The sequence below is a fragment of the Embleya hyalina genome (assembly GCF_003967355.1).
Lineage (GTDB): Bacteria > Actinomycetota > Actinomycetes > Streptomycetales > Streptomycetaceae > Embleya > Embleya hyalina.
On record NZ_BIFH01000015.1, the window covers coordinates 239581 to 254149 of the forward strand.

General features: G+C 71.6%; 12 protein-coding genes and 1 tRNA gene. 3 read left to right on the forward strand and 10 right to left on the reverse strand.

Features of this window, described 5'->3' with window-relative positions:
- Positions 1-54 precede the first annotated feature (54 nt).
- Positions 55-1779 (forward strand): dolichyl-phosphate-mannose--protein mannosyltransferase, encoded by a 1725-nt coding sequence (locus EMA17_RS08740; RefSeq protein ID WP_246126538.1) that lies wholly within the window; start codon positions 55-57, stop codon positions 1777-1779.
- Between the two features lie 39 nt (positions 1780-1818).
- The gene (locus EMA17_RS08745; protein WP_160161347.1) at positions 1819-2400 is read left to right on the forward strand and encodes a TetR/AcrR family transcriptional regulator; all 582 of its coding nucleotides are present in this window, start codon (positions 1819-1821) and stop codon (positions 2398-2400) included.
- Between the two features lie 434 nt (positions 2401-2834).
- Here the strand turns inward: EMA17_RS08745 and EMA17_RS08750 are convergent, their stop codons facing one another.
- From EMA17_RS08750 to EMA17_RS08790, 9 genes are all read right to left on the reverse strand, one after another.
- Positions 2835-3662, reverse strand: coding sequence for an SGNH/GDSL hydrolase family protein (locus EMA17_RS08750; RefSeq protein ID WP_126636344.1), 828 nt, complete (start codon positions 3660-3662; stop codon positions 2835-2837).
- A gap of 204 nt (positions 3663-3866) precedes the next feature.
- A tRNA-Ala gene (locus tag EMA17_RS08755) sits at positions 3867-3940 on the reverse strand.
- A 49-nt stretch (positions 3941-3989) separates the two neighbouring features.
- Complete coding sequence (sepX, locus tag EMA17_RS08760) at positions 3990-5234, reverse strand: divisome protein SepX/GlpR (RefSeq protein WP_126636345.1); 1245 nt, start codon at positions 5232-5234, stop codon at positions 3990-3992.
- 355 nt (positions 5235-5589) lie between these two features.
- A complete protein-coding gene (locus EMA17_RS08765) occupies positions 5590-6219 on the reverse strand; it encodes a GNAT family N-acetyltransferase (RefSeq protein ID WP_126636346.1) in 630 nt (209 codons plus the stop codon).
- The gene (locus tag EMA17_RS08770) at positions 6204-6878 is read right to left on the reverse strand and encodes a MogA/MoaB family molybdenum cofactor biosynthesis protein (protein ID WP_246126539.1); all 675 of its coding nucleotides are present in this window, start codon (positions 6876-6878) and stop codon (positions 6204-6206) included. Before EMA17_RS08770 ends, EMA17_RS08765 begins: the two co-directional genes overlap by 16 nt.
- Positions 6879-6886: 8 nt before the next feature.
- Complete coding sequence (gene moaC / locus EMA17_RS08775) at positions 6887-7354, reverse strand: cyclic pyranopterin monophosphate synthase MoaC (RefSeq protein ID WP_246126575.1); 468 nt, start codon at positions 7352-7354, stop codon at positions 6887-6889.
- A 238-nt stretch (positions 7355-7592) separates the two neighbouring features.
- A complete protein-coding gene (gene glp / locus EMA17_RS08780) occupies positions 7593-8813 on the reverse strand; it encodes a molybdotransferase-like divisome protein Glp (RefSeq protein ID WP_126636349.1) in 1221 nt (406 codons plus the stop codon).
- Positions 8810-9736, reverse strand: a complete 927-nt coding sequence (locus tag EMA17_RS08785; RefSeq protein WP_126636350.1) for a UTP--glucose-1-phosphate uridylyltransferase — start codon at positions 9734-9736, stop codon at positions 8810-8812. The genes glp and EMA17_RS08785 overlap by 4 nt, the downstream gene beginning before the upstream one ends.
- 9 nt (positions 9737-9745) lie before the next feature.
- Positions 9746-10489 carry a GGDEF domain-containing protein gene (locus EMA17_RS08790; RefSeq protein ID WP_126636351.1) on the reverse strand — a complete coding sequence of 248 codons (744 nt, stop codon included), beginning with the start codon at positions 10487-10489 and terminating at the stop codon, positions 9746-9748.
- Positions 10490-10580: 91 nt separating this feature from the next.
- Here EMA17_RS08790 and EMA17_RS08795 point away from each other — a divergent pair, with 91 nt between their 5' ends.
- Positions 10581-11168 carry a 5-formyltetrahydrofolate cyclo-ligase gene (locus tag EMA17_RS08795; RefSeq protein ID WP_126636352.1) on the forward strand — a complete coding sequence of 196 codons (588 nt, stop codon included), beginning with the start codon at positions 10581-10583 and terminating at the stop codon, positions 11166-11168.
- Between the two features lie 18 nt (positions 11169-11186).
- Here the strand turns inward: EMA17_RS08795 and EMA17_RS08800 are convergent, their stop codons facing one another.
- Positions 11187-14456 carry a penicillin acylase family protein gene (locus EMA17_RS08800; RefSeq protein WP_246126540.1) on the reverse strand — a complete coding sequence of 1090 codons (3270 nt, stop codon included), beginning with the start codon at positions 14454-14456 and terminating at the stop codon, positions 11187-11189.
- Positions 14457-14569 lie beyond the last annotated feature (113 nt).

Sequence of the window (14569 nt, forward strand, 5' to 3'; positions counted from 1 at the left end):
CCATCCTCTCCTTTCGCGCGCCCGGTCTCGCCCGCGCGTCAATACGATGCTCCGGTGACGAGTGACGTGGCGACCGATCAGCCGACCCGAAAGCGTGCCCCACAGGGGGATGCGGATTCCCCCGGCGACCCGGGGACCGCACGTCCGGAGCCGCGCGGTTGGGCCTGGTCGTTGGCTCGGTTCGGGTATCGGGATCGGCCGCCGACCTCGCTGCGCGAGCGGCTGGTGCCGTCGTACACCGACAACAGCGCCTACACCGGCGGCGGCTGGCTGCCGTGCATCCTGGTGACGCTCCTGGCCGGATTCATCCGCTTCTGGAACCTCGGCAAACCCAAAGCGGTGATATTCGACGAGACCTACTACGCCAAGGACGCCTGGTCGCTCCTCAAACTCGGCTACGAGGGCACCTGGCCCAAGGAGGCCAACGACCAGATCCTCGCCGGACAGACCGACACCCTCCAGACCCAGGGCTCCTACATCGTCCACCCGCCCATCGGGAAATGGACCATCGCACTCGGCGAACAACTCTTCGGACTCACCCCGTTCGGATGGCGCTTCGCCCTCGCCGTCCTGGGCACCCTGTCCGTCCTCATGCTCTGCCGCATCGGCCGCCGCCTCCTCCGCTCCACCCTCCTGGGCTGCGTCGCCGGACTCCTCATGGCCCTCGACGGCCTCCACTTCGTCATGAGCCGCACCTCCCTCCTCGACCTCGTCCTGATGTTCTGGATCCTCGCCGCCTTCGGCGCCCTGCTCATCGACCGCGACGACACCCGAGCCCTCGCCGCCCGCATGTTCAAGGACGGACCCGACGCCACCCGCGCCGCCACCGCACGCTTCGGCCTGCGCCCCTGGCGCATCGTCGCCGGCATCTGCCTCGGCCTCGCCTGCGGCACCAAATGGAGCGGCGTCTACGTCCTCGCCGCCCTCGGCGTCCTCACCGTCCTGTGGGACGCCGGCACCCGCCGCGCCTGCGGCGCACGCCGCCCCTACCGCGCCACCCTGCGCCACGACGTCCTCTTCGCGTTCCTGTCCACCGTCGCCGTCGCCCTGGGCATCTACATCTGGTCCTGGACCGGCTGGTTCCTCACCGACAACGGCTACTTCCGCCACTGGGCCGACGACCGCGCCGGACTGTCCCCCGACCACGTCCTCGGCATCCCACTCCCCCAATTCGGCATGACCTGGGTCCCCGCACCCCTACGCAGCCTCTGGCACTACCACGCCGAAATGTGGTCCTTCCACACCGGCCTGGACAGCCCACACCCCTACCAGTCGAACCCATGGAGCTGGCTGGTCCTGGGCAGACCGGTGGCGTACTACTTCGAAACGGTCCACCAGGGCACGGCGGGCTGCACCGAACAGGACTGCTACCAAACCGTCCTCGGCATCGGCACCCCACTCCTGTGGTGGACCGGGGTGGTCGCGGTCGGCTACCTGCTGTTCCGCTGGGCCGGTCGGCGCGACTGGCGCGCCGGCGCCATCCTGTGCGGCCTGGCCGCCGCCTACCTCCCCTGGATGGCGTACCAGCAACGCACGATCTTCCTCTTCTACGCCGTCGCGTTCGTCCCGTTCCTGTGCCTGGCGGTGACGATGATGCTCGGCGCACTGCTCGGCCCACCGGGAGCCACCGAACGCCGACGCGCGTGGGGCACCGCGGGGGTCGTCGCGATCATCGCCCTGATCGCCTGGAACTTCCTGTACTTCTACCCGATCTTCACCGGTGAGACGATCACCCGCAGCGGATGGCTGGACCGCATGTGGTTCAGCACCTGGATCTAGGGCGCGATGTCGCCGTCGATGCCGAGGGAGGCTGCACCGGTGCCCGTCACTCGGGAGCAGGACATACGCAGGCGAGCCATCGACGCGACCCGCGACCTGGCCGCGGAGGGCGGCTACGACAGCGTGCAGATGCGCGACGTGGTCCGCCTGTCCCGGCTCTCCTCGGCGACCATCTACCGGCACTTCTCCTCGAAGGACCACCTGCTCGCGGCCACCCACCTGGAGTGGATCGCGGCCCTGGAACGCAGCGGCGCGGCCCGTCCGGACGGCGCGAACGCGGCCGAGCGGGTCTGCGCGATCCTGCGCGACACCTGCCGCACGATGGCCCGCCACCCCCGCCTGACCGCCGCCCTGATCCACGCCCTCGGCTCCTCCGACCCGGGCGTCGGCGACTGCCATCGCGAAATCAACCGCATCATGAACACGATGTTCCGCACGGCCCTGGCCGACGAGGTGACCAACGCCGACGAGTTCGTTCACCTGTTGGGCATCGCCTGGGAAGGCGCCCTGTTCAGCTGGGCCTTCGGCCGAATGACCATGACAGAGGTCGAACACACGGTCTGCCGAGCCACCCACCTACTCCTACTCGGCACCACCACAGAGGCCGCCACAACCCCCTGACAAACCCGAAACAAGCCACACACCCAAGCCCGTCGAAACCCAGCCCGTCCGGCGCCTGAGGACGCCCAACGCAGGCGCAACACACCGCAACCGGGACCGGCGAACACAACCAAACCCAGCCCGTCCGGCACTTGAGGACGCCCATCGCAGGCACGACACACCGCAGCCCCGACCGACGAACACAACCCAATCCAGCCCGTCCGGCGTTTGAGGACGCTCGCCGCAGGCGCCCGGGAACCGCAGCCCGGACCGGCGAACACAACCCAGTCAGCCCGTCCGGCGCCTGAGGACACCCAACGCAGGCGCAACACACCGCAGCCGGGACCGGCGAACACAACCAAACCCAGCCCGTCCGGCGCTTGAGGACAACCGGGTCGGGCCGCCCAAGCCCGTCCGGCGCCCGAGGACCGGCCGGACGGGCCCACCCGCATCCACTACGACGCCCGGCTCGCGCGTTCCGCGACAGTCAGGTCCAACGGCGCCAACTCCGGCCGCTTCGCCGTCACGTGATCCCCCGAGGACTGCCCCCGAAGCCGCCGCCCGATCCACGGCACCAGGTGCTCCCGAGCCCAATGCACGTTCTCCAACCGCGCCGCGCCCGCCGTCACCGCGACCTCCTCCGCCGGCCACGGCGCGTCCGGGTCACCGTCGACGGCCAGCCCCAGCGCCCGACCGACCTTGAGCGCGACCCGATCGTGCCCCTCGGGCGACAGGTGCAGCCGATCCTCGCTCCAGGCCCGCCGATCGTGCAGCGAGGTGAGTCCCCACATGTCGGCCACCGCGCAGTCGTACCGATCCGCGACCGCCCGCAGCAGCTCGTTGTAGGTGGCCACCTTGCCCCGGATCAGCTTGAGCACCGGCACCCACCGTGTATCGAACCCGGTGAACACCACCACCCGCGCGCCCGCCGCCGTCAACGCCGCGACCGCTTCCTCGTACTCCGCGGCCAGCCGGTCCGGATCACTCCCGGGCCGCAACACGTCGTTGCCACCGGCACACAACGTCACCAGATCGGGCCGCGCCGCGATGGCCAGCGGCACCTGCTCCTCGACGATCTGATGCAACAACTTCCCACGCACCGCGAGATTCGCGTACCGCAACCCCGGCCGCTCCACCGCCAGCCGAGCCGCGAACCGATCGGCCCACCCGAGATAGTTCCCGTCGGGCCCGGGGTCGCCGACACCCTCCGTAAAGCTGTCGCCGATTGCCACATAAGAGTTGATTTCGGACAGATTCCCGTGTGGATTCAATAGCTCGGCCATGTCACCCGATGTTGGCAGTCCGATCCTCGGCTACGCGACCGTAATAACGACCCGCTCACCCGAGGTGGTCGCGGCGCGACCACTATTCCCAACCCCACCGAAAGCAACGGGATTCCCCCGGAACGCAAGACTCCGGCAAATTCCACACCCACTCCGGGAATGGCGAAAGCCCCGCCGGAGTTCCGGCGGGGCTTTCGTGATGTGTGGACCTGTGGGGATTTGAACCCCAGACCCCCTCGATGCGAACGAGGTGCGCTACCAGACTGCGCCACAGGCCCAACGAGGAGAAACATTACCACCTCCCCGAGCCGGCTCGTGCACGGGTATTCACTCGTTGCCGGCTCGGCGCCACTCGTGTTCGTAGAGCGGGAGGGAGTCGACCGAGGCGCCGTAGCCGGAGCGGGTGTCCTCGGCGTATTGGTCGAACAACGGGGTGGGTGGGCGCAGCGCCTCGGCCGGTTGCGGGTCCGGGACGGCGTGGATCTGCGGGCGCTCCGGCTCCTGTTCGGTGTCGCCGCGCGGGACGACCGGGGCCGTCACGTAGGTGGGCAGCGGGACGGGGACCGGGTCCCACGCGTCCCGGTCGGGGCCGTCGCCGGTGGCCAGTTCGGCGATCCACTCGGCCAGCGCGGGCTCCTCCGCCGCACGCTCGCGTCGCCCCCGGGCCGAGCCGGCCGGGCCGGCGGCGGCGCCGCCCGCGCCCGCGGGGCCGGACGCACCCTGCGCACCGGAGCCCGAACGCGGGGTACGGGCCTGCCGCCCGTCGCCACCCGTCGGCGGCGTCGCGGGCCGAGGATCCACCGCGGCCCCGTCGGCGGCCTCACGCGTCCGGGCCCGGACCCGCGCCTCGTTCGCCGCGCCGGCGTCGGCCGGCGCGGCCGGCTTGGCCGCCGGTCGGGCCAGCCGGCGCAGACCCGCCTCGTAGCGGCGGCGCTCCTGGACCCGCAGATGCACGATGTACGCCGACAACAACACGCCGGGCACGGCGGGCAGCCACACCCAGGCGAGGCCGGCCACACCGGCCAGGATCGCGCCGGCGGTGAAGCCGGCGAACAGGCTCGCGATCACCCGGCGGCGACGGGTGAGCAGCGCGGCGCGCCCCTCGTCCCGACGCACCGGCGCGGCGGGGCGCTTGCCCGCACCACCGCCCTTGCCCTTGGCCGCCGCGGCGGACCCGGCGCCCGACCCGGTCGCCTGCTGCGGCACCGACGACTGACCTGCCGCCCCGGCGGATGCCTGCACCGAAGCCTGCCCGCCCGAAGGCTGACTCGACGACGGCGAGTTCGAAGACGGCGAGTTCGAATCCTGTGCCCCGCCGCCCGACGGCCGCCGCCCGCGCCCGACCTCACCGGCGGCGCGACGCTCGGCGCCCTCCGTGCCGCTCTGCTCGGCCAGCGCCCGCGCCGAGCGGCGCTCGAAGGCGCCGCGACGGGACAGGATCCGGATCGCGGTGGTGAAACGCTCGGTCGGCCGGGCCTCGTTCAGCTCGTCCTGTCGGCGAAGCCACATGGGCACCAGATAGGCAGCCCAGGCCCCCACGATCGCTGCGTAGATCAGGCCGCTGCCGTTCACGCTTCACACGCTAAGCCGGATGGGCACCGCATCGTCGGATTAGGCACGGTGTGTCGTGCGATCCGTTCTGATGCCCATGTGACGGATGTGACTACCGGGGCCATCGAGGCGACCGGATCGGTCGGGGTCGCCGAGACCCCCGAGGCCGACCGGGCAGCCGTGCCCCCGGAGGCTCCGGGGTCTGCCGAGGTGACACCGCTCATATCTCCGGGAGAGTAGCGAAATCGCGAGATCGATGTGTCGATATGGCGGGATCGACATCGAAGAGATTCCGAGAAGAGATACCGAGGCGGCCGGCGGTCGCCAGGCACCGTCCGGCCGAAACCACCGCGACCTCGTCGGGGCGAAACCCCCGCTACCAGGTGAACCCCCGGCTCTCCCGATAGGCGCGCCACCGCATCAACAGGCCCTCCGGGACCTCCTCGGCGTTCAGCGCGTAGGCCAGGTGGTCCCGCCAGTCGCCGTCGATGTGCAGGTAGCGCGGACGCAGGCCCTCCTCGCGGAATCCCAGCTTGTCCACCACCCGCCGACTGGCCCGGTTCTCCGGCCGGATGCACACCTCCAGGCGATGCACGCCGAGCCGGAAGAAGCAGTGGTCGGACACCAGCGCGACGGCGGTCGGCATGACCCCGAGCCCGGCGACGCGCTCGTCGACCCAGTAGCCGATGTGCGCCGAGCACATCGACCCCCAGGTGATCCCGGCGACGGTGACCTGGCCGACCAACTGCCCGTCGTACAGCACCACGAACGGCAACATCCGTCCCGCGCCGGCCTCGGCGCGCAGGAAGCGGACCATCTGCCGGAAGGTCGGCCGCCGCCCGGCCGCCGACCCCGGCGGCACGGTCGCCTCCCAGCGGCGCAGCCACTCGCGATTGCGGGTGTGCACCTCCTGCCAGGCGGCCGCGTCCCGGGCCCGGATCGGCCGCAGCGTCACCCGGCCCTCGGCGAGTTCCACGGGCCAACCGCGGGTCAGCGCGTGCCCCATGGCGGCTGCTGCGCCCCTCCGTAGCCCCCGCCGCCCTGGTAGCCGCCCCCGCCGCCGCCACCCTGGTAGCCGCCGCCGGCGCCGTAGCCGCCCTGATACCCGCCGCCGCCGGGCGGAGCCTGCTGCGGCCCGCCGCCCCCGAAGCCGCCGCCCCCGCCGCCGAAACCGCCGCCGCGCGCGTGGTCGCCGCCCTGGAGCTGGGAGACCACGTGCGGCAACACCTTCGCCAGCACCGTGATCCCGTCCTGCGCGCCGCCCGGCGAGCCGGGCAGGTTGACGATCAGGCTGCGGTAGGTCCAGTGCGAGTCCTGGGTGATCGCGACGCCGGCGACGCCGCGCGACAGGATCGAGGTCGGCACCTTGTCGAAGTTCTCCATCCGGATCGCCTCGGCGATGCCGGGTACCTCGTAGCTGATCACCCGGCTGGTCATCTGCGGGGTCTGGTCGAACGGGTTGAGCCCGGTCCCCCCGGTGGTGATGATCACGTCGTAATGGCCCGCACACGCGTCGCGCAGCGCCTGGGCGACCGGCTCGCCGTCCGGCACGATCTGCGGCCCGCGCGTCTCGAAGCCCATCTGTTGCAGCCCGCGCACGATCACCGGGCCGCTCTCGTCCTGGTAGGTCCCGGCCGCCGCGCGCGTGGACACGGTGATCACCATGGCTCGCATCAGACTTGCCCTCCGTCCCGTTGTGTGGCCCCTGCCCCCGGGTCCCGCTGCCAGTCCCCGGAGGCTCCGCCCGTCTTCGCCTCGACCCGTACGTCGGTGATCACCGCGCCCGGGTCCACCGCCTTGACCATGTCCACCACCGTCAGCGCCGCCACGGAGACCGCCGTCAGCGCCTCCATCTCGACGCCGGTGCGGTCGGCGGTGCGCACGGTCGCGGTGATCGCCACCGCGTCGTCGTGCACCGACAGATCCACCGCGACGCCGTGCAGCGCGATCGGGTGGCACAGCGGCACCAGGTCGGGGGTGCGCTTGGCCGCCATGATGCCCGCGATCCGGGCGGTGGCCAGCGCGTCACCCTTGGGTACGCCCTCGCCGCGCAGGAGTTCGACCACCCGCGGCGACACGAGCACCCGGCCCGACGCGGTTCCCGTACGGACGGAGACGTCCTTGGCCGTGACGTCCACCATGCGGGCCGCGCCGGCCTCGTCGAGGTGCGTGAGGTTCCTGGCGCCGCGCGTCAACTGTCCACCCCATACGGTGAGCCCCCCGTTGCGGTGGGCGTCGAAGTGCCGTCCGCGTCCGACTTCCGTGTGCGTCGAACCGGCGTTTCGTGCTGGGGCAACGTTAGAGGCACAACCGGGCGCCCCGCATGCGCGGGCCCGCCCGGACCCGGATCGTGGCGCCCGAACCCGAGCGCCGCGCCGCTCAGCCGAGCAGCAGCACGGACACCTCGGCGCCCTCGGCCACCGCGGTGACCTCGGCGGGAAGGCTGATCAGCGCGTTCGCCCGGGCGAGGCTGCCGAGCAGGTGGGAGCCGATGCCGCCGACCGGATCGACGGTGCCCTCGCCCACGCCGTCGACCGGCGGGGTGTACCGGGCGCGCAGGAACTGACGCTTGCCCTCGGGCGAGGTCAGTGCCGCCGAACAGGTCGCCCGCACGGTCGGGCGCTCGGTGACCTCGGCACCCTGCATCCGCAGCAGCGCCGGCCGGACGAACACCTCGAAGGACACGAAGGCGCTGACCGGATTGCCCGGCAGGGTGAAGATCGGCGTCTCGTCGGGGCCGATCACGCCGAAGCCCTGCGGCATCCCCGGCTGCATCGCGACCTTGCCGAACTCGACCGTGCCCAGTTCGGACAACACTTCCTTGACCACGTCGTAGGCGCCCGCGCTGACTCCGCCGGTGGTGACCACCAGGTCCGCCCGGATCAGCTGGTCCTCGATCGTGTCGATCAGCACCTTGGGGTCGTCGGGCACGTTGCCGACCCGGTACGCGATGGCGCCGGCCTCGCGTGCGGCGGCGGTGAGCATGTAGCTGTTCGAGTCGCGGATCTGCCCGGGGCCGATCGGCCGGCCGGGCTGGATCAGCTCGCTGCCGGTGGACAGGATCACCACGCGCGGCCTGGGCCGGACCCGGATCCGCTCCCGGCCGATCGCGGCGAGCAGGCCGACCTGGGCGGAGCCGATCGTGGTCCCGGCGTCCAGCACGGTCTGCCCCGCCGACACGTCGTCGCCCCGCCGCCGGACGAACTGCCCCTTCGACGGCACCTTCGTGATCCGCACGGTCGGCATCCCCGCGTCGGTCCACTCCACCGGCACGATCGCCTCGGCGCCCTCCGGGACCGGAGCTCCGGTCATGATCCGCGCGCACGTGCCCGAACCGATCGCGACCTTCGGGGTGTCGCCGGCGGCGATGTCGTCCACCACCTCGAGCACCACCGGGTACTGCTCGCCCGCGTCGGCGACATCGGCGAGCCGCACCGCGTAGCCGTCCATCGACGAGTTGTCGAACGGCGGCAGGTCGCCGGTGGCGGCCACCTCGTCGACCAGGAGGCTGCCGTGCGCGTCGAGCAGTTGCAGTTCGAGGGGCGCGAGCGGGGCGATCCGTTCGAGGATCCCGCTCAGGTGGTCCTCGACGCTTTTCATCCGTGCATCTCCTCGTTCACGTACCGCCTCAGCCAGGCCCGGAATTCGGGCCCGAGGTCTTCACGCTCGCATGCCAGCTTCACGATGGCACGCAGATAGTCGGCCCGGTCGCCCGTGTCGTAGCGGCGCCCTTCGAACAGCACGCCGTGCACGGTGCCGCCCTCGTCCGGCCCGCGCTTGGCGAGCACCCGCAGGGCGTCGGTCAGCTGGATCTCGCCGCCCCGGCCGGGCGGGGTGTGCTCCAGCACGTCGAACACCGCCGGGTCGAGCAGATAGCGGCCGATCACCGCGTAGTTGCTCGGCGCGGTCCCGGTCTCCGGCTTCTCCACCAGGTCGGTCACCCGCACCACGCCGGGCTCGGAGACACCCTCGGCGAGGGGTTCCACCGCCGCGCAGCCGTAGAGGTGGATCTGCGCCGGGTCGACCTCGATCAACGCCACGACGCTGCCGCCGAGTTCGCGGCGCACCCGGAGCATCGTGGCGAGCAGCGGATCACGGGGGTCGATCAGGTCGTCGCCGAGCAGCACCGCGAACGGCTCGTCGCCCACGTGTGGCCGGGCGCAGGACACCGCGTGCCCGAGGCCGCGCGGGTCGCCCTGGCGCACGTAGTGGATCGCGGCCAACTCGCTCGACTCGCGGACCAGCTTGAGCCGGTCCAGGTCGCCCTTGGCGGCCAGCGCGTGTTCGAGTTCGTAGGCCCGGTCGAAGTGGTCCTCCAGGGCACGTTTGTTGCGCCCGGTGATCATCAGTACGTCGGTGAGCCCGGCCGCGACGGCCTCCTCGACCACGTACTGGATGGCCGGCGTGTCCACGACCGGCAACATCTCCTTGGGCGTGGCCTTCGTCGCCGGCAGGAAGCGGGTGCCGAGGCCGGCGGCGGGAACGACCGCTTTGGTGAGCCGGAACGGATGACGCGCAGACATGGCCGCACACTAACGGGTGATGTCACCGGGGGTCCCGTGAAGGCCGGCGATTGGCCGGTTGTCGGCCGGCGACCCGGTCTCGGCCGGGTCCGGGCCGCAGAACCGGTCGCCGCCCGCCCGCTTGGCCCGGGCCAGCGCCCGGTCGGCGGCACGCAGCAGGGTCGTGGCGTGGGTACCGTCCCCGGGGAGCACGGCGGTGCCGATCGCCATGGTCAGCGGGACCGGGTCGGTCGCGGTGCCGAACGTGCCCCGGCGTACGGCGTAGCACAGCCGCTCCGCCACCTTCGCCGCCCCGGCGGCGTCGGTCTCGGGCAGCAGGATCACGAACTCCTCGCCGCCGTACCGGGCGATGGTGTCCACCTGGCGGATCTCCAGGGCCAGCCGCTGGGCCACCTCGCGCAACACCGCGCCCGCGCCCTGGTGGCCGTGCCGCTCGTTGACCGCGCGGAAGTGGTCGAGGTCGAGCATGAGCAGCCCCAGCGGCCGACCGAACCGGGTCGCCCGCATCACCTCGCGGTCCAGCACGAGTTGCAGATAGCGGTAGTTCCATACGCCGGTCAGCGGATCGGTGACCGACAGCCGCTCCAACTCGGCCCGGTTCAGCTCCAATCGGGTGACCTCGTGCCGCAGCTCGGGCAATTCGTTGCCGGCGATCGCGCGCAACCGGCGTACGGCGACCGTCAGCGAGGCGACCGCGACCGCGAGCGCGCCGACGAGCAGGATGATCAGGAGGCGTTCGAAAGTCAGGCTCATGCGGGATCCGGGTCCGGTGCGATGGCGCGAACTGTGTCGATTGCGCGGACTCCTTCGGTAACCCGTCCAAACACGTCATTCAGGGAACAGCATGAAGGACATCCTCAACGACAAGGCCACGCTGAGGTCACAGTTGATGAACTCACGGTCACACGCCGGGTCGGACCGGCGTGTCGCGGCGAGTCGCGCGCTCCGGGACGCGCTCCTCGCGCTCCCCGAGGTCGCCGCCGCGGGCACCGTCGCGGCGTATGTGCCGGTGGGCTCCGAGCCGGGTGGGCGGGATCTGGCCGAGGACCTGGCCGCCGGGTCCAGCCGGCGCGTGCTGCTGCCGGTGCTGCTGGCCGACAACGATCTGGACTGGGCGCTGTACGAGGGGCCGGCGTCGCTGGTGCCGGCCGGCCGCGGACTGCGCGAGCCGATCGGGCCGCGGCTCGGCCCGGAGGGGGTGCGCGCCGCCGACGTGCTGGTGGTGCCCGGGCTCGCGGTGGACCGCCGGGGGATGCGGCTGGGGCGTGGCGGCGGCTCGTACGACCGGGCGCTGGCCCGGGTGCCGGAGACGGCGGTCACCGTGGTGCTGCTGTACGACGACGAGGTGCTCGACCGGGTGCCGGCCGAGCCGCACGACGTGCCCGTGGACATCGCGGTGACGCCCGCGGCGGTGTACCGGTTCACCCGGTAGCACCGCCGCGGGCGCCCGTCACGGCTTGCCCGGCGCCGCCGGACCGGCCGGGAGCAGGGTCAGCCGATGTTTGGCCGCCTTGTCCACCGCCGCCGGCGTGAACGCCCACGGCAGGGTCTTGCCCTTGCGCCACAGGTCGGTCTGATCGGTGTAGTTGTCGTGCCACACGTGCCCGGAGGCGCCGGTCAGGTTGATCCACCGGGACGCGTCCAGGTCGGACATGTCCACCACCATCCGCATCGACGGCACGGTGGTCACCTCGTAGCCCTGCGCGGCGTTCCAGCCGGTCGCGTTGACCAGCCCCTCGCCGCCGGACATCCCGTACGGCCCCCGGTTGAGCATCCACTTGACCACGCCCGGGCCCTCGGTGCCCAGGGTCTGGTTGCGCAGGGTCAGCGTGTGCAGTCGGCCCCACGACCAGGTGTCGATGTTCTTGCCGAGCCGGGCGGTGAGGTCCTTCTTGGCCTCGGTCATCGCCTTGTGCAGCAGTCCGTCGCGGGTGGTGATCGCGCCCGGGTTCTTGGAGATGTTCCACCACGGGCTCTCCGGGGTGGCGAGCAGTGTGCGCACGACCTCGTTCCACCGGTCGCCGCCGTCGGGCTGCGCGGTCGAGTCGTCCCGGTCACCGCACTGCACGTGCGTGTTGTCCGCGTTGCTGGCGCAGTCGTTGTCGGCCCGGACCGAGAACGGCATCTTGTCGCCGAACGCGAGCATCAGCACCTGGCGCCACACCGCGTTGAAGTACGCCGCGGCCGTGGAGTCGGCGTCGTTGCGCTTGTTCCAGTCCTTGAGCAGGTCCTGCGCCTCGCGCACCCACGGATCGTCGATCCGGACCGCGAGCAGGGCCGGGACCAGGAACTGCGCGACCGGGTTGACGTCGTCGACCTGCATCTTCTGCATCGTCGCCGGATCGATCTTGCCCGGCGCCTTGGTGATCATCTCCTCGATCCGCGCGCTGCGGGCGCCGTACCCCCAGTCGGAGGTCAGCAGATACGGGTACGCCGGCGAGGTCACCGCGTTGTTCGCGGTGACGATGTAGCCGTCCGGCGGGTCGTACACGTTCGGCAACGACTCGAACGGGATGGTGCCGAGCCAGTCGTACTTCGAGTCCCACCCGTACACCGGCCACCGGCCGTCGCCGCTGCGCCGCAGCGGGATTTTGCCGGGCGCCTGGTAGCCGATGTGGCCCTCGACGTCGGCGTAGATCGCGTTCTGCGACGGCGCGTCGAAGTTCTTCAGCGCGGCGCGGAAGTCGTTCCAGTTCTGCGCCCGGTCCAGTTGGAAGAGCGCGTCCATCGAGGTACCCGGATCGAGCGCGGTCCAGCGCAGGGCGACCGCGTAACCGTCCTCGCGCTGGGGGCTCAGGTCGGGGATCGGCGCGTCCTTGCCGACGTCCTTCAGGTCGTCGGACGCGTCGGACGCGTCGGTCAGGATCGGTCCGTGCCGGGTGGTGCGCACGGTGATCTTTCGATCGGCGCCGCCGGCGACCTTGATGGTCTCCTCGCGGACCTCCTTGAACGGCTCCCACTTGGAGTCGTAGAGCACTCCGTCGCCCTGGACCTTCTCCAGGTACAGGTCGGTCACGTCGGCGCCGAGGTTGGTGAAGCCCCAGGAGATCTTCTGGTTGTGGCCGATGACCACGCCGGGCATGCCGGAGAACGTATAGCCGGAGACGTCGTACTGGCACTGCGGTCCGACCGCGCGGCAGTGCAGCCCCATCTGGTACCAGACCGACGGCAGCGACGGCGACAGGTGCGGGTCGTTCGCGAGCAGCGGCTTGCCGGTGGTGGTGCGGCTGCCGGCCACCACCCACGAGTTGGAGCCGACGCCCGACGACTTCTCGCTGAACAGCGAGGGCAGTTGGGACAACGACTCGGAGAGGTTGGCCAGCGCGGACTGCGCGTTCTTGGACGGCGCCGGCGGCGGCGCGTCCTGGGCGAAGCGCTCGGTCTTGCCGTCCTTGACGATGTCGCCGTTGCGCACGATCGGCATGTTCGTGTCGTACGGGTACGGCGGGTACAGCTCGTCGATCTGGTTGACCGTGAGCTTGTCGGACAGCAGCGCGCGGTCGATCTCGTCCTGCATGTTGGTCCGCAGGTCCCACGCCATCGCCTTGAGCCAGGCGACCGAGTCGACGGGCGTCCACGGTTCGGCCTTGTAGCCGTCGTGCACGAGACCGAGCAGCGCGTATTCGAACGACGCGTCGGCGCCCTTGTGGTCCTTCAGATACGCGTTGACCCCGTCGGCGTAGGCCTGGAGGAACTTCTGCGACTCCGGGGCGAGCGCCGCGTACTCCTGCTCGGCGACCTTGCGCCAGCCGAGCGTGCGCAGGAACTTGTCGTTGTCCACCTGCCCGGAACCGAACATCTCGGACAACCGGCCGGCGGTCATGTGCCGGCGTACGTCCATCTCCCAGAACCGGTCCTGGGCGTGTACGTAGCCCTGCCCCCGGAACAGGTCCTCGGACGTGTCCGCGTACACCTGCGGGATGCCCTCGGCGTCGCGGACCACGTCCACCTTGCCGGTCAGCCCCGCGATGCGCGCGGTGCCACTGGTCTGCGGGAACGAGTCGCGGGACAACTGCCAGCCCCACCAGCCGAGTCCGCCGGCCGCGATGGCGAGCACCACGACGAAGACGATGGCGGTCAGCCGGAACCGGCGCCAGGCCTTGGACGGCCCCTTGGGGGTGTTCGAGCGTTCCTTGACCTTGCCGGTGCCGCCGGCGGCGGCCTCGGCGGCCTCGGCCCCGGCGGCGGGCTCGGCGGGCGGGCCGGGCGCGGCGGAGGGCGCGGGCGCGGACGCGGGTGCCGGGATCGGTGCCGGCACGGCCGGCGGCGGCTCCGCGGCGCGCGGGGCGGGCGGTACGGGCGCCGCGGCGGGCGGGGGGACCGATCCGGTGCCGGCCGGCTCCGCGTACGGCTCCAGGGGCGGGTAGGGCTCCCCGAGGGGGGACGATTCCGGTGGGGCGTACGGCTCTTGCCCGGCGTAGGGCTCCCGCGCCGGATACGGGTCCTGCCGCGGCGCGCTCTCCTGCGGGACGCCGGGCCGGACGTAGGGTTCCTGCTCTGGCTCTTGCGGGGCGTACGGCTCGGGTTCGTCGTACGGCTCGGGCGCGGCCCGGCGCTCACGCTCCGCGCGTTCTTCCGCGCGCCGCTGGGCCGCGACCGGATCCGCCGCGGCCCACTGCGATGTGGGCCACTCGCCCGTGGGCCAGTCGTCCCACCCGGAGGATGAGGCGTCCTGGCCACCGGGGGGCTGCTCCGGGTCGGGCGTCTTCGAGGGAGGCATCAAGGTCCTTATGCGGTCGGTGCGGCAAGGGACACCTTAAAAGCCGAGTGTCGTCGACAGCACAGCCACGGGTACGAGACGGGACCCCTGTGGGGTATGGATCCTTCGCTTTG

Coding starts and splice junctions, on each gene's coding strand:
- EMA17_RS08750 (WP_126636344.1), bottom strand. CDS start 3,662: ATGGCCGAGCTATTGAATCCACACGGGAATCTGTCCGAAATCAACTCT.
- EMA17_RS08765 (WP_126636346.1), bottom strand. CDS start 6,219: ATGGGGCACGCGCTGACCCGCGGTTGGCCCGTGGAACTCGCCGAGGGC.
- EMA17_RS08770 (WP_246126539.1), bottom strand. CDS start 6,878: ATGGTGATCACCGTGTCCACGCGCGCGGCGGCCGGGACCTACCAGGAC.
- moaC (WP_246126575.1), bottom strand. CDS start 7,354: ATGGTGGACGTCACGGCCAAGGACGTCTCCGTCCGTACGGGAACCGCG.
- glp (WP_126636349.1), bottom strand. CDS start 8,813: ATGAAAAGCGTCGAGGACCACCTGAGCGGGATCCTCGAACGGATCGCC.
- EMA17_RS08785 (WP_126636350.1), bottom strand. CDS start 9,736: ATGTCTGCGCGTCATCCGTTCCGGCTCACCAAAGCGGTCGTTCCCGCC.
- EMA17_RS08790 (WP_126636351.1), bottom strand. CDS start 10,489: ATGAGCCTGACTTTCGAACGCCTCCTGATCATCCTGCTCGTCGGCGCG.
- EMA17_RS08795 (WP_126636352.1), top strand. CDS start 10,581: ATGAAGGACATCCTCAACGACAAGGCCACGCTGAGGTCACAGTTGATG.
- EMA17_RS08800 (WP_246126540.1), bottom strand. CDS start 14,456: ATGCCTCCCTCGAAGACGCCCGACCCGGAGCAGCCCCCCGGTGGCCAG.